This is a genomic window from Pseudomonas sp. MBLB4123 (genome assembly GCF_051904775.1).
GTDB classification, from domain to species: domain Bacteria; phylum Pseudomonadota; class Gammaproteobacteria; order Pseudomonadales; family Pseudomonadaceae; genus Aquipseudomonas; species Aquipseudomonas benzenivorans_B.
In genome coordinates, this window is record NZ_CP196711.1 from 1006144 (window position 1) to 1025159 (window position 19016).

Consider the following 19016-nt stretch of genomic DNA (forward strand, 5'->3'; position numbering starts at 1 on the left):
AATGGCAATGGCGGCTACGCAGGCAAAGCTTATGTCCGATCATCCTTTCGCTCAGGCCGATGCCGACTGGCTCTCGCTGATCGGCATGGCACGCAACTGGTTCAAGGGCCCCTACGGCCAGCTGTTGCTGGCCGAGGAATACCGGCTGCTGGAGGACGAGCTGGCGCGCTTCTTCGGCGGCTACCTGGTGCATTACGGGCCTTCGGCGGCGGCCCCGGGGGCGACCCAGATCCAGCGCAGCGTGCGCCTCGGCGCGCCATTCGCGGGGGTGGAGATCGTCTGCGAGGAGCAGGCCTGGCCGCTGGGCGAGCACGCAGCGGACCTGGTGCTGCTGCAGCATGGCCTGGACTTCAGCCTGTCGCCCCACGGCCTGCTGCGCGAAGCGGCGCGCAGCGTCAGGCCCGGCGGCCACCTGGTGGTGATCGGCATCAACCCCATCAGCATCTGGGGCGTGCGCCATCTGTTCAGTCGTGACGCCCTGCGTCAGGCCCGCTGCATCGCCCCGGGGCGGGTCAGCGACTGGCTGCGCCTGCTGGGCTTCGCGCTGGAGAAACGCCGCTTCGGGTGCTATCGTCCGCCGCTTGCTTCGAGCGCCTGGCAGGCTCGTCTCGCGCCTCTGGAAGCCTGGGGCGATGCCTGGCAATCGCCGGGCGGCGGCTTCTACCTATTGGTGGCGCGCAAACTGGTGGTTGGCCTGCGGCCGCTGCGCAAGTCCCAGCGCGCCCCCATGGGCCAGCTGGTGCCTATGCCGGTGGCCAAGGTCAGCCGCCGCGACTCCGAACAGCACTAGGCCTGCCGGGCGAAATTTACTGAGAGAAAGGCTGTGCATGTCTGAACAAGTCGAGATCTACACCGATGGCGCCTGCAAGGGCAACCCGGGCATCGGTGGCTGGGGGGCGTTGCTGGTTTTCAAGGGTGTGGAGAAGGAGCTCTGGGGTGGCGAGGCCGAGACCACCAACAACCGCATGGAACTGACCGCCGCCATCCGTGGCCTGGCCGAGCTCAAGCGGGCCTGCGAGGTGCGTCTGGTCACCGATTCCCAGTACGTCATGCAGGGCATCCAGGACTGGATGCCGAACTGGAAGAAGCGCGGCTGGAAGACCGCCGCCAAGCAGCCGGTGAAGAATGCCGACCTGTGGCAGCAGCTGGACGAGCAGGTCAACCGCCATAACGTGACCTGGCAATGGGTGCGCGGCCACACCGGCCACCCGGGCAACGAGCGGGCCGACCAGCTGGCCAACCGCGGCGTCGAAGAAGTGAGGGGAAGCAAGCGTGCGTAGCATCGTTCTGGACACCGAAACCACCGGCATGCCGGTCACCGATGGCCATCGCATCATCGAGATCGGTTGCGTCGAACTGGAAGGCCGGCGCCTGACCGGCCGGCATTTCCACGTCTACCTGCAGCCGGACCGGGAGATCGACGAAGGCGCCATCGCGGTGCACGGCATCACCAACGAATTCCTGCAGGACAAGCCGCGCTTCAAGGACGTGGCCGAGGAGTTCTTCGAGTTCATCAAGGGCGCCCAGCTGATCATCCACAACGCGGCGTTCGACGTGGGCTTCATCAACAACGAGTTCGCCCTGCTGGGGCAGCAGGATCGCGCGGAGATCGCCGATCACTGCGCGATCCTCGACACCCTGTTGATGGCCCGCGAGCGTCATCCGGGCCAGCGCAACAACCTCGATGCGCTGTGCAAGCGCTACGACGTCGACAACTCCGGCCGCGACCTGCACGGCGCCTTGCTCGACGCCGAGATTCTCGCCGACGTCTACCTGGCAATGACCGGCGGGCAGACCCACCTGTCCCTGGCCGGCGAGGGCGGCGAGGGCGACGGCAGCGGTCGCCGGCAACCGACGCCGATCCGTCGCCTGCCGGCCGAGCGCGCACGCACCCCGGTGATTCGCGCCAGCGAAGCAGAGCTGGCCGCCCATGCCGCGCGTCTGGCGGTGATCGAGAAGTCCGCCGGCGCGCCGCCGCTGTGGCTGCAGCTGGAGCAGGCCGAGGGCGCGACCGAGGCCTGAGCCGGCGGCGGGTCTGTCTGAGGCAGGTCCGCGACGCGCCAACCCAGGCGCCAACGAAAAACGCCCCGGGGCCTTGCGGCTCCGGGGCGTTTTCGTACCCGCGCGGTGCTATCAGTCGAACACGATGCCCTGGGCCAGCGGCAGCTCGCGGGAGTAGTTGACCGTATTGGTCTGCCGGCGCATGTAGGCCTTCCAGGCATCGGAGCCGGACTCGCGGCCGCCGCCGGTCTCCTTCTCGCCGCCGAAGGCGCCGCCGATCTCCGCACCGCTGGTGCCGATATTGACGTTGGCGATGCCGCAGTCGCTGCCGGCGGCGCTCTGGAACTGCTCGGCCTCGCGCATGTCGGTGGTGAAGATGCACGACGACAGGCCTTGCGGCACTTCGTTGTTCAGGCGCAGGGCCTGATCGAAGTCGCTGTAGCTCAGCACGTAGAGGATCGGCGCGAAGGTCTCGTGGCGCACCACCTCGCTCTGCGCCGGCATCTCGACTATGGCCGGGCTGACGTAGTAGGCGTTCGGATACTGCTCGGCCAGCTGGCGCTCGCCGCCGAAGACCTTGCCGCCCTCGGCACGGGCCTTGTCCAGCGCCGCCTGCATGGCCTCGAAGCTGTGCTTGTCGATCAGCGGTCCGACCAGGTTGCCCTGCAGCGGGTTGCCGATGCGCACCTTGGCGTAGGCGACCTTGAGGCGGGCGACGATCTCGTCCTTGACCGACTCGTGGGCGATCAGCCGGCGCAGGGTGGTGCAGCGCTGGCCGGCGGTGCCCACGGCGCCGAACAGGATGGCGCGCACGGCCATGTCGAGGTCGGCGCTGGGGGCCAGGATCATGGCGTTGTTGCCGCCCAGTTCGAGGATGCTGCGACCGAAGCGGGCGGCCACCTTGGGCGCCACTTCGCGGCCCATGCGGGTGCTGCCGGTGGCGCTGATCAGCGCCACGCGCGGGTCCTCGACCAGGGCGTCGCCGGCCTCGCGGTCGCCGATGATCAGCTGACTGAGACCTTCGGGGGCGTCGCCGAAGGCGGCCAGCGCCTGCTCGAACAGCGCCTGGCAGGCCAGGGCGGTCAGCGGGGTCTTCTCCGACGGCTTCCACAGCACGGCGTCGCCACAGACCAGGGCCAGGGTGGTGTTCCAGGCCCAGACCGCCACCGGGAAGTTGAAGGCGCTGATCACGCCGACCACGCCCAGCGGCTGCCAGGTCTCGCGCATGTGATGGCCCGGGCGCTCGGAGGCGATGGTCAGGCCGTACAGCTGGCGCGACAGGCCGACGGCGAAGTCGCAGATGTCGATCATCTCCTGCACTTCGCCCAGGCCTTCCTGGGTGATCTTCCCGGCTTCCCAGGACACCAGCTCGCCGAGGTCGGCCTTGTGCTTGCGCAGCACCTCGCCGAACAGACGGATCAGCTCGCCGCGACGCGGCGCCGGCACGCTGCGCCAGGCCAGGAAGGCCTGCTCGGCGCGGGCGATCTTGGCCGTGACCGCGGCGCGGTCCTCGAGGCTGACCGAAGCGATCTGGCTGCCGTCGATCGGGGTGTATACCGGGTGGTTGCCATTCGCTACTGCCTGGGCGCTAACCCCGAGGCGGCTCAGAAGTCCGTCAACCATGGCTCTCTCCTGTATTGGGTCGTGGTTGAAAATTATGCTCGGGGTCAGTATTAATCCTCCGCCTGGAGGGCAGCAAGCGAGCATTATTCGCCATGTCATTCCTAGGATTCATCGTTCGCCCCTGTTCGCCGCCCCACGCCTTCGCGAGATTTTCCCATGTCCAAACGCCTGATGCCGTCCATGGCCGCCCTGCAGTGCTTCGAGGCGGTGGCGCGCCACCTGAGTTTCACCCGCGCCGCCGAGGAGCTGTTCCTGACCCAGAGCGCGGTGAGCAAGCAGGTGGCGCAGCTCGAGGAGATGCTCCAGCACCTGCTGTTCCGGCGCATCCGCCGGCGCCTGCAGCTGACGCCGGCCGGTTCGCTGTACCTGACCGAGGTGAACAAGATCCTCAAGCAGGTGGAGATGTCCACCCACTACATCCTGTCCTACGGCGGCGAGACCGAGGTGCTCAAGGTGGCGACCCAGCCGACCTTCGGCGCGCGCTGGCTGATCCCGAATCTCAAGGGCTTCGGCGCGGCCAACCCGAACATCCACCTGGACATCCGCAACGAGTTGGAACCCTTCGACCTGGTCCAGGCGCGGGCCGACGTGGTGTTCTTCTTCGGCCAGGGCACCTGGCCGGGGGCCGAGTGCATCGAGCTGTTCGGCGAGCAGATGGTGCCGGTGTGCGCCCCGGATATCCTTCCCGCCGAGCCGCTGGTCAGCGCCCTGCAGCTCAGCGAGCGGGTGCTGCTGCAATGCGCCTCGCGGCCCGAGGCCTGGCACGAGTGGTTCCAGGCCCAGGGCCTGCAGACCGAGCACAGCTACCACGGGCCGCGCTTCGAGACCTTCTACATGTGCATCCGCGCCGCCCAGTCCGGCTGCGGTGTGGCCCTGGTGCCGCGTTTCCTGGTGGAGGACGAGCTGGCCGAGGGCAAGCTGGTGATTCCCTGGGACCACCCCCTGGCCAGCAGCGGCCGGCACTTCCTCGCCTACGCCGAGCACGCCGCCGAGGTGCCGAAGATTCGCGCCTTCGTCCGCTGGATCGAGGAGCAGGTGCGTCGCGAACGGGGCGAGGCCGCTCGCTGATCACGCCCCTGCGCAGCTTCGAACGGGGCCCGACTCGGAAAAAAAGGAATAACTGGCGCGTTTTTTTTCGTTTGTAGGGCGGCTTCCTCTCTCGCTTTCATAGTGGCCCAGTCAAACCGGCCACGAGGACGCCCCATGCCCGCCCGCGAGAATGCCTGCCCACGCCCATCGATCCGTCGCCGCCAGCGCGCAGCGGGAGCCCGCCCATGAGCCAGGCACCGATCAGCAATGCCCTGGGCATCGTCCACCCCATCAGCCTCAGCCACGGTCGCAACGCCGAGGTCTGGGACACGGCGGGCAAGCGCTATATCGACTTCGTCGGCGGCATCGGCGTGCTCAACCTCGGCCACTGCCATCCGCGCATCGTCGAGGCGGTGCGCGAGCAGGCCGGCCGGCTGACCCATTCGGCCTTCAATGCCGTGCCCCACGAGGGCTACGGCCGGCTGATGGAGGCCCTGACGCGCTTCGTTCCGGTGAGCTACCCGCTGTCGGGCATGCTCACCAACAGCGGCGCCGAGGCGGCGGAGAACGCCTTGAAGCTGGTGCGCGCGGCCACCGGGCGCACGGCGGTGATCGCCTTCGACGGCGGCTTCCATGGCCGCACCCTGGCCACCCTCAACCTCAACGGCAAGGTGGCGCCCTACAAGCAGAAGGTCGGCGTGCTGCCGGGGCCGGTCTATCACCTGCCGTACCCCAGTGCCGACAACGGCGTCAGCCGCGAGCAGGCACTGGCGGCCATGGAGCGCTTGTTCAGCGTGGAGATCGACCGCGCCGAGGTGGCCTGCTTCATCGTCGAACCGGTGCAGGGCGAGGGCGGTTTCCAGGCCCTGGACGCGGCCTTCGCCCAGGACCTGCGGCGCTTCTGCGACGCCCACGGCATCCTCCTGATCATCGACGAGATCCAGTCCGGCTTCGGCCGCAGCGGCCAGCGCTTCGCCTTCAGCCGCCTGGGCATCGAGCCGGACCTGCTGCTGCTGGGCAAGAGCATGGCCGGCGGCCTGCCGCTGGCGGCGGTGGTCGGCCGCCGCGAGCTGATGGACGCGCTGCCCAAAGGCGGCCTGGGCGGCACCTACTCGGGCAACCCCATCGCCTGTGCCGCGGCCCTGGCCACCCTGGAGGAGATGAGCGACGCCAACCTGGCGACCTGGGGCGAGCGCCAGGAAAGCACCATCCTGGCCCGCTACCAGAGCTGGCAGCAGGCGCCCTGGGCCGGGGCCATCGGCCGCCTCAGCGGGGTGGGCGCGATGCGCGGCATAGAGCTGCGCAGCGCCGCCGGCGGCCCCGGCAGCGAGCGTCTGGCCGGCCTGTTGGGCCTGGCCCGGGAGCAGGGCCTGCTGCTGATGCCCAGCGGCAAGCAGCGCCACATCGTCCGCCTGCTGGCGCCGCTGACCGCCGAGCAGGCGATCCTCGACGAGGGCTTCGACATCTTCGAGCGCTGCCTGGCGCAGCTGGACTGAGCCGATGATCGCCCGCCTGACCCCGCCGGCGCCGCCGGCCGCGCTCTATAGCGCGTTCCTCGACGCCCTGGCCGCCGCCGGCTTCGCCGGCGAGATCGCCCACGACCACGGCACGCGCACCGTGCTGGCCACCGACAACTCGATCTACCAGCGCCAGCCCCAGGCCGCCGTGTTCCCCAGGGACGTGGCGGACGTGCAGCGCCTGCTGCGCCTGGCCGGCGAGGCGCGCTTCAGCCGGGTGGTGCTGACCCCCCGCGGCGGCGGCACCGGCACCAACGGCCAGTCGCTGACCGACGGCCTGGTGGTCGACCTGTCGCGCCACCTCAACCGCATCCTGGAGATCAATGTCGAGGAGCGCTGGGCGCGGGTGCAGGCCGGGGTGGTCAAGGATCAGCTCAACGCCGCGCTCGCGCCCCACGGGCTGTTCTTCGCCCCGGAGCTGTCCACCTCCAGCCGCGCCACCCTCGGCGGCATGATCAACACCGACGCCAGCGGCCAGGGCAGCTGCACCTACGGCAAGACCCGCGACCACGTGCTGGAGCTGCACAGCCTGCTGCTCGGCGGCGAGGCCCTGCACAGCCGGGCGCTGGACGCCGCCGAGCTGGAGGCCGAGTGCGCCCGCGCTGACCGCATCGGCGCGGCGTACCGCTGCGCCCGGCGCATCGCCGAGGAGCAGGGCGAGTTGATCGCCGCGCGCTTCCCGCCGCTGAACCGCTGCCTGACCGGCTACGACCTGGCGCACCTGCGCGAGGCGGACGGCCGCTTCAACCTCAACAGCCTGTTGTGTGGCGCCGAGGGCTCCCTCGGCCTGGTGGTGGAGGCCAAGCTCAACCTGCTGCCGATTCCGCGCCACAGCCTGCTGCTCAACCTGCGCTACGCCAGCTTCATGGACGCCCTGGGCGATGCCCGGGCGCTGATGGCCCAGGCGCCGCTGTCGATCGAGACGGTGGACTCGCGGGTGCTGCAGCTGGCCATGCAGGACATCGTCTGGCACGGCGTGGCCGAGTATTTCCCCGACGACCCGCAGCGCCCGACCCTGGGCATCAACCTGATCGAGTTCTGCGGCGACGACGAGGACGAACTGGAGCGGCGGGTCGCCGCCTTTATCGAGCACCTGCGCCGCGACCGCTCGGTCGAGCGCCTGGGCCATACCCTGGCCCGCGGCGCGGCGGCGGTGGCGCGGGTCTACGCCATGCGCAAGCGCGCCGTGGGCCTGCTCGGCAACGTGGCGGGGGAGGCGCGGCCGCAGCCCTTCGTCGAGGACTGCGCGGTGCCCCCCGAGCAACTGCCGGCCTTCATCGCCGAGTTCCGCGCGCTGCTCGACGGCCATGGCCTGGAGTACGGCATGTTCGGCCACGTCGACGCCGGGGTGCTGCACGTGCGCCCGGCCCTGGACCTCAAGGACCCGGCCCAGGCCGCGCTGCTGCGGCCGCTCAGCGATGCCGTGGCGGCGCTCGCCGGCAAGTACGGCGGGCTGCTCTGGGGCGAGCACGGCAAGGGCCTGCGCTCGGCCTATGCGCCGCAGTTCTTCGGCGAGCTGTACCCGGCGCTGCAGGCGCTGAAGGCGGCGTTCGACCCGCACAACCAGCTCAACCCGGGCAAGATCGCCACGCCCCTGGGCAGCGCCGCGCGGCTGCTGGCGGTCGACGAGGTGCCGCTGCGCGGCGAGTTCGACCGGCGCATCGACCCCGGCGTCTGGCGCAGCTACCGGAGCGGCCTGCACTGCAACGGCAACGGCGCCTGCTACAACCAGGACCCGGACGACGCCATGTGCCCGTCCTGGAAGGCCACCCGCCGCCGCGAGCAGTCGCCCAAGGGCCGCGCCGCGCTGATCCGCGAATGGCTGCGCCTGCAGGGCGAGCAGGGCGTCGACGTGCTGGCCAGCGCCGCGGCCATCCGCGCCGGGCGCGGCTCCGGCCTGTGGCGCCGGCTGCGCAACAGCCTGGCGCAGCGGCACGGCGCGGCGGACTTCTCCCACGAGGTCTACGAGGCCATGGCCGGCTGCCTGGCGTGCAAGTCCTGCGCCGGCCAGTGCCCGGTCAAGGTCGACGTGCCGGAGTTCCGCGCGCGCTTCCTCGAGCTGTACCACGGCCGTTACCTGCGCCCGCTGAAGGACTACCTGATCGGCTCCCTGGAGTTCAGCCTGCCCTACCTGGCCCATGTGCGCGGCCCGTACAACGCGCTGCTGGCGGCGCGGCCGGTGCGCCAGCTGCTGCGCCGCTACGCCGGGCTGGTCGACAGCCCGCCGTTCAGCCGCCTGGACCTGGCCCCGGTGCTGGCCCGCTGGCGGGTGCGCAGGGCCACCCCGGCGGCGCTGGCGGCGCTCAGCCCGGCGCAGCGCGGGCGCAGCGTGGTGCTGGTGCAGGACGCCTTCACCCGCTACTTCGAGACGCCGCTTTTGGCCGACTGGATCGAGCTGATCGGCCGCCTCGGCTACGCCATCTACCTGGCGCCCTACGGCGCCAACGGCAAGCCGCTGCAGGTGCAGGGCTTTCTCGGCGCCTTCGCCCGGGTGGCGCGGCGCAACGCCGCCCGCCTGCGCGCCCTGGCCGAGCAGGGCGTGCCCCTGGTGGGCCTGGACCCGGCCATGACCCTGGTCTACCGCCAGGAATACCCCAAGGCCCTCGGCGCCGAGGCCTGCCCGGAGGTGGCGCTGCCCCAGGAATGGCTGGCCCGGGTTTTGCCCGAGCGGCCGGCCTGGGCCGGCGACGGCAGCCAGCGCTACCAGCTGCTCGGCCACTGCACCGAGAAGACCAACGCGCCGGCCGCCAGCGCCCTGTGGGGCGAGCTGTTTAGGCGCTGCGGCCTGGGCCTGGAGCAGCCCGCCAGCGGCTGCTGCGGCATGGCCGGCACCTACGGCCACGAGCGCCGCAACCTGGAGACCTCCAGGGCCATCTACCGCCTGTCCTGGGCGGCCCGGGTGCGGCAGCAGGCCGGGGCAGGGCGCCTGCTGGCCAGCGGCTATTCCTGCCGCAGCCAGGTCGAGCGCCTCGACGGCCAGGCCCTGGCCCACCCGCTGCAGGCGCTGCTGGCCCAGCTGCGCCGCTTCCAGGCGGCGAATTAGCCGGCGCGCGCCTGTGTCCCGGACGCGCCGGCGGCAGTCCAGTCACTACAGGCGCCGCCGGCCGAGCGGCGGCGCCCTCTGCCCCGGAGCCCCCGATGCACCCGCTGAGAGAAAGCCTGCACGATGAACTGCACGCGCGGCCGTCGATCTACTTCGACGGCCCCGCCCACGTCTACCACTTCGCCCTGCTCGACGACGGTCAGTCCCTGGATGGCATCGTTCGCCGCCTCGACGAGCTGGCCGACAACCCCGGCCGCGGCGTGCAGCGCCACGGCCTGCTGCGCATCGCCGGCCACCCCTTCAAGTGGGAGCGCCACAGCGAGTTCCTCTCCCTGACCTGGGTGGTGCCGCTGCAGGCCGGCGACAGCCGCTGGGCCGAGCTGCCGCAGCCGCTGCGCGGCCTGCTCGACGCCCACCGCGAGCTGATCCTCAACGCCCAGGTGATCCTGGTGGAGAACCAGCAGGACGCCGAGCAGGCCCCGGCCGGCTACGGCTTCAAGGACCCGGCCGGCTCCCATATCGGCGGCGGCGACGCCACGCTGTGGAGCGACTTCCGCCTCTCGGCCCAGGGCTTCAGCCGCCTGCTGCTGGTCAACCGCGGCCTCAACGCCTACCGCCTGGGGCGGATGATCCGCCGCCTGGTGGAGATCGAGACCTACCGCATGCTCGCCTCCCTCGGCCTGCCGGAGGCCCAGCAGCTGAGCGCCAGCCTGCAGGAGCTGGACCGCGAGCTGATCGAGCTCGCCGAGCGCAATGCCTGCGCCGACAACGCCCAGGCCAAGGCCCTGCTCGACGGCCTGACCGCCCTCTCGGCGCGGCTGATGCGCAGCTCCGCCGGCAGCCGGCCGCGCTTCGGCGCCACCGCCGCCTACGCGCAGATCGTCTTCGAGCGCATCGCCGAGCTGCGCGAAAGCCATGTCGGCGGCAGCCAGCGCCTGGGGGTGTTCCTCGAACGGCGCTTCAAGCCCAGCGTGCGCTACATCGCCGCCACCGAGCAGCGCCTGGACCGCCTGGCCGCCGGCATCGCCAACCTCGGCGAGCTGCTGCAGGCCAAGGCCCAAGTGGAGGTGGAGGAGCAGAACTCGAAGATCCTGGAAAGCCTCAACGCCCGCAGCCACACCCAGCTGAAGATCCAGAAGGCGGTGGAGGGCTTCTCGCTGATCGCCATCAGCTACTACCTGATCGGCCTGCTGAAGATGACCCTCGAAGGCCTCGGCGCCCTGGGCTCGCCGCTGTCCGCCAAGGTGCTGTTCGCCCTGCTGGCGCCGCTGTTCCTGCTGACCCTGCTGCTGATGGCGCGCAGGCTGAAGCAGGCGGCGCGGCACTAGGCGGGCAGGGTGGCACTCTCGCCCGGCGCGCCTGGCGCTGCCCACCTCCGTACGGGGCGTAAGGTCGGGGGCGCGGTGCTGGACAGCCTCATGGCAAAACAGTAGCGTCGGCGACGCATGCCGGGCGACTGCCCGGCTTCGGGGCTTGTCGTCCATGTCGTTGTTCCTTCCCGCACCCTGTCGCGTTTGCCGATGCGATGGCCTGGCGAGGCAAGGCGTTACGGATGAACAGGGAACGTTATCCGACACAAGTGGCGTAAGAAATTACCCCAAATGTGTCGCCTACTTGTAGTTAGCCAACACCAATAAGGCAGATACATGTCTGTAGATATTCAGTTGCTTCTAGAGCAAGGCGAAAGCGAGACAGTAGAATTCAAGGAAATAGTAAAGCATCCGGCAATTCTTGCCCGCTACTTGTCAGCTTTCTCCAACACAGACGGCGGACTCATTGTCGTTGGCGTTAGAGAGCCAAATCATATCACCGGCATCTCTCAAGAAAAATTAAGAAGCCTATTTAACGCCGCAATCAAAAAAGTCACAGGCCCCATAAAAGCCGAGATAGAATTCAAAGAGTTTGAAGGTAAAAATGTAGGCATTATTCACGTTCAAAAATCAGCAGAGCTTGTCGGATCTTCTGATGGCATTTTCAAGAGAGACGGCGAAAGAACAATAGCGCTATCTGCTGAAAACATAACAAGAATGGTGCACAAGTCACCAGACATTGAATCCTCTCTGTCGACACTATGTGAAACGATCTCCAGGCAGAGCCAAGAGATATCCAGAATGTCCGATGAGGTTCAAAAGCTGAATTCATGGAAGCGTAAAATATTTTGGATAGTGCTTGGTGCTATCGTTGGTGCTTTCGCCAGAGCTGGCGTTCCATATATTGAGCCACTCCTTTCGAAGGTTGTAGGCTAACAATGTATATGGACTCTCCCTGCAAGTAGTGAGCAATAGCTTTTCCAGCCCTGTCGTCAGTGCGGCTGCATGCATCTATACGGCCTGTTCTGGGCGTAACCGCCTGACCACTCTGTAGCTCGAACGATGGTGCAATCGTGATGCCAACTTGTAGTTAGATACCAGGCTGCCCATGGCGGGCGTATACCTTCTATGCTTGGACTGTACGCAGCTTGCTTGTATTCCGTTTCATGGTGGGCTTCAAGTTGCTCGGCTAAAAATGGGAGGGCAAGAACAATGAGCCTGGCTGATAGGGTACGGCAAGGGTGGAAGGCGCTCGGCGCTGGCGATTTCGATACCTTGGTGGCCGACTATGCGGAGGATATGAAGTTCATAATGCCAGGGCAGGCTGATGTTCTGGATGGGCGGCAGGCGTTCCGCTCTGCGCTGGATAGTCTCGGGGAAATCCTTCCCCCGGGGTTCGAGATCACAGGCTTGCGCCAGATTGAGGGGGCGAATGAAGTTGTCTCTATTGTCGAGTGGCGCTCGGCGAGTATCGCGGCCTCCCAGTTGTCGGTCCTGTTCAAGTTCCACGATGGAAAAATCTACGAGGAGCGCTGGTTTATCGACACCGAGCAGTGGAAAAGTGCGTTCTGATTTTCCAGTGGTCACTTACAAGGCGTATAGGGCTATCCCTGCCAGCAGGGCGTAAGGCCACCGCATTCCTGTCGCCCGTGATTGGCCGCTCTGTGTTGGACTTATCGCCCGGGCTGCTCTGTGATTCGCGCAACGGAGTTGGCGTACTTGCTGCGCGGCAGAACTGGCCAGTTCCGACAGCGCCTCATGCTCGTCACAAATAGCGGAGTCCCCCGCTCGAGCTATTTGCCTACTTGGCATATCCGTATTTCGCCAGTTGTAGCCTCACCGTGACCGATGCCCAGTGCAACCTGGAAGTTATGGCGAGTTGCATGCTGCTCTATGGATGTAAGACTGGGTGCACGAGTTTCTGCTTGATATCGGCCTGTTGTAATTAGGCCGGGTTAAGTGATTCATACTGTAAGCCGTCGTGTTAATAGGCGGCGTCTATACTGCTGTTGGATTGGGCGTCAACACAGGCCAATTAAATAATCTGGACAGTCAGTTGGGCGGCATAAGGATGTAGTGAAGATGCTATTCGACAATCTCGACGCGCGAATCGAACAGGCCGCCAATAAGGTGGCCGAGGTGTTGTTCCAGCCGGAGACCTACACCCAGGCCGGCATCGTGCTGGCGATCTATGCCGTCGCCTGGCTGGTGGCCAATCGCATCCGCACGTACGCGCCGCTCCTCGACGCGGGGTACGAGGCGGCGGCGGTGCATCCCGTGCGCAAGTTCGTCGGCAGGCTGGGCGCGCTGATCTTTCCGCTGCTGGCCATCCTCATGCTGCGGGTGTCGGTGGAGGTCAGCGAGAACCTGCTGAGCCAGGGCTGGCTGGTGCAGGCGGCGCTGACCATCTCCATCCTGCTGATCTTCTACTCGATCATCCGCAACTTCATCCGCAACAGGTTTCTCGCCGTGGCCTTCCGCTGGCTGGGCATCCCGCTGCTGTTCCTGCACCTGGTCGGCCTGCTCGACGGCCTGATCGCCATACTCGAATCCATCTCGGTCAACCTCGGCAATATCGAGATCTCGGTGTATGGCATCGCCCGGGTCGCCATCTTCGGTTCGATCCTGTTCTGGCTCGGCCGCGTCAGCAGCAGGACGGGGCGCGACTTCATCTCCCACCAGGAGAACCTCGACGCGCGTACCCGGGAGGTGGCGGCGAAGCTGTTCGAGGTGGGCATCTTCTTCCTGATCTTCCTGCTGCTGCTGCAGATCATGGGCATCAACCTCACCACCCTGGCGGTGTTCGGCGGGGCGCTGGGCGTCGGCCTGGGGTTTGGCCTGCAGGCGATCGCCTCGAACTTCATCTCCGGGATCATCATCCTGATGGATCGCTCGGTGTCGATCGGCGACTACGTCGAGCTGGAGGACGGGCGCACCGGCATAGTGCGCGAGCTGAACATGCGCTCGACCACCCTGGAAACCTACGACGGCAAGGACATAGTCGTGCCGAACGAGAAGTTCATCGCCGAGATCTTCACCAACTGGACGCACAAGGACAAAAGCCAGCGCTATCGGGTCGACTTCTCGGTGGCCTACGACTCCGACGTGCGCAAGCTGGTGGAGATCATCAAGCAGGTGGTGGCCAGCCACCCGCAGGTGTTCAGCGGCGACGAGGTGCCCTTCGAGGAGCGCCCCGACTGCGAGATCGACAGCTTCGGCGAGTCGGGCATCAACATGTTCGTCGAGTTCTGGATGGAGGGCGTCGACGACGGCAAGAACCGCGTCGGCGGCGACCTGCTGCTGATGATCCTGGAGGCCCTGCAGGAGCACGGCTACGAGATACCCTTCCCGCAGCGGGAGGTGCGCATCCTCGACAAGCAGGGGCCGGCCAGGGGCAGGCGGGGCGCCTGAGTACCCCCGCGTCGCCGGGCCGCCTTCGCTTAGGTATTCCGCTGCTTTTGGATTCTTCCGGGGAATGAACAGCAGAGGATTAGTCGTTTGAGTCGGCCAATTGCGCTCGCCAGAATGACTGCCATGAATGGCTGGAATGTCAGCCACCCTGTCCAGGCGATGCAAGGAGTCGAGTTCCCATGAGCGTTCAAGCTGCCGCTAACCCGGATGCCCTGGTTAGCCCCGATGATATCCGCGCGCAGTTCTCCCGCGCCATGTCGGCCATGTACCAGGCCGAGGTGCCGCTTTACGGCGAGCTGCTGGAGCTGGTCGGCGAGGTCAACCGCCAGGCCCTGGCGCGACAGCCGCAGCTGGCCGAGCAACTGCGCGCCACCGGGGAGATCGAGCGCCTGGACATGGAGCGCCACGGCGCCATCCGCCTGGGCAGCGCCGCCGAGCTGGCCACCATGCGCCGCCTGTTCGCGGTGATGGGCATGCAGCCGGTGGGCTACTACGACCTGGCCAGCGCCGGGGTGCCGGTGCATTCCACGGCGTTCCGCGCCACCCACGAGGCGGCGTTGCAGCGCAGCCCGTTCCGCGTGTTCACCTCGCTGCTGCGCCTGGAGCTGATCGAGAGCGCCGAGCTGCGCGAGCTGGCCCGGGGCATTCTCGAACAGCGCAGCATCTTCACCCCGCGCGCCCTGCAGCTGATCGAGCGGGCCGAGGCGGCCGGCGGGCTCACCGCGGCCGAGGCGGACGAGTTCGTCCAGCAGGCCCTGGAGACCTTCCGCTGGCACCGCGAGGCGACGGTCGGCGCCGCCCTGTACCAGCGGCTCAGCGCGCAGCACAAGCTGATCGCCGATGTGGTGGCGTTCAAGGGGCCGCACATCAACCACCTGACCCCGCGCACCCTGGACATCGACGCGGTGCAGGCCGGCATGCCGGGCCGCGGCATCAGCGCCAAGGCGGTGATCGAGGGGCCGCCGCCACGGCGCTGCCCGATCCTGCTGCGCCAGACCAGTTTCAAGGCCCTGCAGGAGCCGGTGACCTTCGTCGAGGCCGACGGCAGCGGCGCCCTGGGCAGCCACACCGCGCGCTTCGGCGAGATCGAGCAGCGCGGCGTGGCCCTCACGCCCAAGGGCCGCGCGCTGTACGACCGCCTGCTGGAGGCCACCCGCGAAGTGGCCGGCGGCGCGCCGAACGAGGAGGGCGCGGCGGCCTACATGGCCACCCTGGCCGAGCAGTTCCAGGCCTTCCCCGACGATTACCCGAGCCTGCGCCGGCAGCAGCTGGCCTACTTCCGCTACTTCGTCACCGAGCAGGGCCGCGCCGCCAAGGCCCGCGGCGAGCTGGCGACGGGGCTGGAGGCGCTGCTGGCCGCCGGCCAGCTGCAGTGCGAGCCTCTGGTATACGAGGACTTCCTGCCGGTCAGCGCCGCCGGCATCTTCCAGTCCAACCTCGGCGACGACGCCCGCGACAGCTATGGTGCGAGTGCCAATCGCGAGGCCTTCGAGCGCGACCTGGGCGCGCCGGTGCTCGACGAGCTGGCGCTGTATGCCGAAACCCAGCAGCGCTCGCTGGCACAGTGCGCGCAGGAGCTGGGCCTGGCGGCGTTCGCCTGAGGTCGGAGCCGCCCCAACAAGAGGAAGGATTGCGCCATGAACGATCAACACGCCTTGACCGAGTCGGCCCGGCTCGCCGCCCTCCTGGCCGCCCACTACGGGCTGCAGGGCGACTGCGAGCCGCTGCCCGGCGAGCATGACCTCAACTACCGGGTGCGGGCTGGCGATGGCCAGCAGTACCTGCTGAAGCTGCATGCCGCGGACGGCGAGCCCCAGGTGCTGGCGATGCAGGTGGCGGTGCTCGAACACCTGGCTCGCGTAGCGCCGCACCTGCCGCTGTCGCGGCAATTGCCCAGCCAGCAGGGCGGCATCCTGAATGCCGCCGAACTGCGCGGGCCGCGCCAGGCGCGCCTGCTGAGCTGGCTGGACGGCACGCTGTGGGCCAAGGCGCAGGCGCGTACGGCGGCCAGCAGCGCCAGCCTCGGTCGCCTCCTGGGTGAACTGGACCTGGCGCTGCAATCCTTCGGCCATGCCGGCTGCCGGCGTGCCTACGACTGGGATATCGGCCGCGCCGAGGTGCACCTGGACCATCTGGCGGCAGTCGAAGACGGCCCCAAGCGTGCCGCGGTGCAGGCCATACTCGAGCGTTTCGTCCAGCTGGTGAAGCCGGCGCTGGCGGGGTGCCCGCGCCAGGTGATCCATAACGACGCCAACGATTACAACGTGCTGCTGGACGAGCAGGGCGCGGTGAGCGGCCTGCTCGATTTCGGCGATATGGTGGAGAGCTGGCGGGTCAACGAGCTGGCGGTGGCCTGCGCCTACGCGCTGATCGGCGCGGACGACCTCATCGCCGCCATCCTGCCGCTGGTGGAGGCCTACCACGAGGTCAACCCGCTGCAGCCCGATGAGACCGAGCTGCTGTTCGACCTGATCAAGACCCGCTACGCGGTGAGCATCTGCATGGCCGCCCGGCAGATCCGCGAGACGCCGGACAACCCCTACCTGCTGGTCAGCCAGGCCGACGTCTGGCGCGAGCTGCAGCGCCTGGAACGGGAGAACTCGCGCCTGGTGACCCTGCGCATCCGCGATGCCTGCGGCTTCGCCCCGGTTCCCGAGGCCGCCGCGGTGATGCGCTGGCTGGAGCGCAATGCCCACGACTTCGCCCCGTTGTTGCGGCCGGCGGTGACCGCGCCGCGGGTGCGGGTCTTCGATTTCAGCGCCGCCGGCGGCGATAGCCGGGCGATCGAGGGGCTGGACTGCGCCGGCATGCAGACCTACATCGAGGCGCAGATCGCCGCCGAGGACGCCGACTTCGGCGTCGGTCGCTACGGCGAGCGACGGGGGCTGTACAGCAGCGCCGCCTATGCCGGCGCCACGGCGCAGCAGCGGCGCGACACCCACCTGGGCGTCGACCTGTTCGCCCCGGCCGGCGAAGCGGTGCATGCGCCCTTTGCCGGGGTGGTGGCGTTCCTCCACGACGATGCCGAGGACCAGGGCTTCGGCCCCACCCTGCTGCTGAAGCACCGCAGCGACTGCGGCGCGCGCTTCTGGACCCTCTATGGCCACCTGTCGCGCGCGTCCTGCGCCACGCTGCGGGTCGGTCAGGCGCTGGCCCGGGGCGAGGCCTTCGCCCGGCTCGGCGAGCGCACGGAAAACGGCGGCTGGCCGACCCACCTGCATTTCCAGCTGGTCATCGACCATCTCGGCCTGCAGGCGCGCATGTACGGCGTCGGCGTGGCGGAGCACTGGCAGGTGTGGCGGGCGGTGAGCCCCGACCCCAGCGTGGTGCTCGGCCTGCACGTCCCGTGCGCGGTCAAGGTGGAGCGCAGCAAGGACTGGCTGGTGCGCCAACGGCACCGGCGCATCGGCCGCTCCCTGAGCATCGCCTATGGCCGCGAGCCGCTGAAAATAGTGGGCGGCGAGGGCGCCTACCTGATCGACGAGCAAGGCAAGCGCTGGCTGGACATGGTCAACAACGTCTGCCATGTCGGTCACTGCCACCCGCGCGTGGTGCAGGCGGCCCAGGCCCAGCAGGCGCGACTGAACACCAATGCGCGCTATCTGCACGACTCCCTGGTGGAATATGCCGAGCGGCTGACGGCCTTGCTGCCCGAGCCGCTGAACGTGTGTTTCTTCGTCAACTCCGGCAGCGAGGCCAACGACCTGGCGATCCGCCTGGCGCGGGCCTACACCGGCCAGCGCGACCTGATCACGGTCGACCATGCCTATCACGGTCACCTGAGCAGCCTGATCGATGTCAGCCCGTACAAGTTCAACGGTCAGGGCGGCGCCGGCAAGCCTGAGCACGTCTGGGTCAGCGAGCTGCCCGACCCCTACCGGGGACGCTTCCGCTACAGCGACCCCGAGGCCGGGGCTCAGTACGCCGAGGACGTCGCCCGCCAGGTCGCCGCCATGGCCGAGCGCGGACGCAAGCCGGCGCTGTTCTTCAGCGAGGGCATTCTCGGCACCGGCGGTCAGCTGGTGGCGCCGCCGGGCTACCTGCAGGCGGCCTACAGTCACGTGCGGGCCGCCGGCGGCCTGTGCCTGGCCGACGAGGTGCAGGTGGGCTTCGGCCGGGTCGGCAGCCATATGTGGGCCTTCGAGACCCAGGGCGTGGTGCCGGACATCGTCACCCTGGGCAAGCCCATCGGCAACGGCCATCCGATGGCGGCGGTGATCACCACCGCGGAAATCGCCAACGCCTTCGCCAACGGCATGGAGTACTTCAATACCTTCGGCGGCAACCCGGTATCGGCGGAGATCGGCCTGGCGGTGCTCGACGTGATCCGCGACGAGCGCCTGATGCACCGCTGCGCGGTACTGGGCGAGCAGCTGATGGCGGGCGTGCGCGGGCTGGCGCAGAAGTACCCCATCATCGGCGATGTGCGCGGCATCGGCCTGTTCATCGGCATCGAGCTGGTGCGCGACCGCCAGACCCTGGAACCGGCGGCCGCGGAGCTTGAGTTCATCATCGGCGAGATGAAGCGCGTGCACGGCATCCTGCTGAGCAGCGAGGGGCCGCTGCACAACGTGATGAAGATCAAGCCGCCGGCCAGCTTCAGTGCGCAGAACTGCGAGCAGTTCCTCGCCGCCCTGGACCGGGTCCTGGCCAGTCTGCCCTGAACCCGGCCTGGGCCCGCTTGCCGGCGCTGTTGGCAAGCGGGCGCAGGGCCGTGACCGACTCAATCGACTAACGGTGCTGGCGGGCCGCGATGCAGCGACCACACTGAGGGGTGGGCCAAGCGAGGCACTTGGCTCGTGCTTACTATCGTCGCGCGCTGCAGGTCGCCCCTGAGCGCCCAAGCGGACGCTTCGTGCCTGGAGGGTGTCCGTATGGGCTGGCTGCAGGGGTTCGGACGATGGTCGACCCGCACTCTCGATTGCCAGCCGTCGCCCCAGGCCCAGGAGCTTCTCCATCGGCGCGAGCCGAAGGCTGCAGGGTGCTCTTTAATCCTCGACCAGATATACCGGAACAACAGTACGCGTCCGCCGAGTTCAGGCCCGCGTAACGGTATTCACCTAGGCAGGCCATGTCCGTTCG

General features: G+C 68.1%; 13 protein-coding genes. 12 read left to right on the forward strand and 1 reads right to left on the reverse strand.

Annotation, left to right across the window (positions count from 1 at the left end; genetic code table 11):
- The first annotated feature begins 31 nt into the window (after positions 1–31).
- From ACSX1C_RS04910 to dnaQ, 3 genes are read left to right on the forward strand one after another with little or no spacing between them, the layout of a single operon-like run.
- A complete protein-coding gene (locus tag ACSX1C_RS04910) occupies positions 32–790 on the forward strand; it encodes a class I SAM-dependent methyltransferase (protein WP_318641537.1) in 759 nt (252 codons plus the stop codon).
- A gap of 37 nt (positions 791–827) precedes the next feature.
- Positions 828–1280, forward strand: coding sequence for a ribonuclease HI (gene rnhA, locus ACSX1C_RS04915; protein WP_369959277.1), 453 nt, complete (start codon positions 828–830; stop codon positions 1278–1280).
- On the forward strand, positions 1273–2022 hold the full coding sequence (gene dnaQ, locus ACSX1C_RS04920; RefSeq protein ID WP_439888486.1) for a DNA polymerase III subunit epsilon: 750 nt from the start codon (positions 1273–1275) through the stop codon (positions 2020–2022). Before rnhA ends, dnaQ begins: the two co-directional genes overlap by 8 nt.
- A 111-nt stretch (positions 2023–2133) precedes the next feature.
- On the opposite strand, the gene amaB is transcribed toward dnaQ, so the two are convergent.
- A complete protein-coding gene (amaB, locus tag ACSX1C_RS04925; RefSeq protein ID WP_369959278.1) occupies positions 2134–3624 on the reverse strand; it encodes an L-piperidine-6-carboxylate dehydrogenase in 1491 nt (496 codons plus the stop codon).
- Between the two features lie 156 nt (positions 3625–3780).
- On the opposite strand from amaB, the gene ACSX1C_RS04930 reads away from it, so the two are divergent.
- From ACSX1C_RS04930 to ACSX1C_RS04970, 9 genes are all read left to right on the forward strand, one after another.
- Positions 3781–4692 carry a LysR family transcriptional regulator gene (locus ACSX1C_RS04930; RefSeq protein WP_439888487.1) on the forward strand — a complete coding sequence of 304 codons (912 nt, stop codon included), beginning with the start codon at positions 3781–3783 and terminating at the stop codon, positions 4690–4692.
- Positions 4693–4898: 206 nt separating this feature from the next.
- Positions 4899–6149 carry a 2-aminoadipate transaminase gene (locus tag ACSX1C_RS04935; protein WP_439888488.1) on the forward strand — a complete coding sequence of 417 codons (1251 nt, stop codon included), beginning with the start codon at positions 4899–4901 and terminating at the stop codon, positions 6147–6149.
- 4 nt (positions 6150–6153) lie between these two features.
- Positions 6154–9213, forward strand: a complete 3060-nt coding sequence (ydiJ, locus tag ACSX1C_RS04940; protein ID WP_439888489.1) for a D-2-hydroxyglutarate dehydrogenase YdiJ — start codon at positions 6154–6156, stop codon at positions 9211–9213.
- Positions 9214–9308: 95 nt separating this feature from the next.
- Positions 9309–10541 (forward strand): DUF3422 domain-containing protein, encoded by a 1233-nt coding sequence (locus ACSX1C_RS04945; protein ID WP_439888490.1) that lies wholly within the window; start codon positions 9309–9311, stop codon positions 10539–10541.
- A 318-nt stretch (positions 10542–10859) separates the two neighbouring features.
- Positions 10860–11459, forward strand: coding sequence for an AlbA family DNA-binding domain-containing protein (locus ACSX1C_RS04950; protein WP_439888491.1), 600 nt, complete (start codon positions 10860–10862; stop codon positions 11457–11459).
- Positions 11460–11735: 276 nt separating this feature from the next.
- Entirely contained in the window at positions 11736–12095 is a 360-nt protein-coding gene (locus tag ACSX1C_RS04955) for a nuclear transport factor 2 family protein (protein WP_439888492.1), read from the forward strand.
- Between the two features lie 510 nt (positions 12096–12605).
- Positions 12606–13934 carry a mechanosensitive ion channel family protein gene (locus ACSX1C_RS04960; RefSeq protein WP_439888493.1) on the forward strand — a complete coding sequence of 443 codons (1329 nt, stop codon included), beginning with the start codon at positions 12606–12608 and terminating at the stop codon, positions 13932–13934.
- Between the two features lie 179 nt (positions 13935–14113).
- Positions 14114–15535: a 2-oxoadipate dioxygenase/decarboxylase HglS gene (hglS, locus tag ACSX1C_RS04965; protein WP_439888494.1), complete on the forward strand. Its 1422-nt coding sequence runs from the start codon at positions 14114–14116 to the stop codon at positions 15533–15535.
- A gap of 36 nt (positions 15536–15571) precedes the next feature.
- On the forward strand, positions 15572–18598 hold the full coding sequence (locus ACSX1C_RS04970; protein ID WP_439888495.1) for an aminotransferase class III-fold pyridoxal phosphate-dependent enzyme: 3027 nt from the start codon (positions 15572–15574) through the stop codon (positions 18596–18598).
- Positions 18599–19016 lie beyond the last annotated feature (418 nt).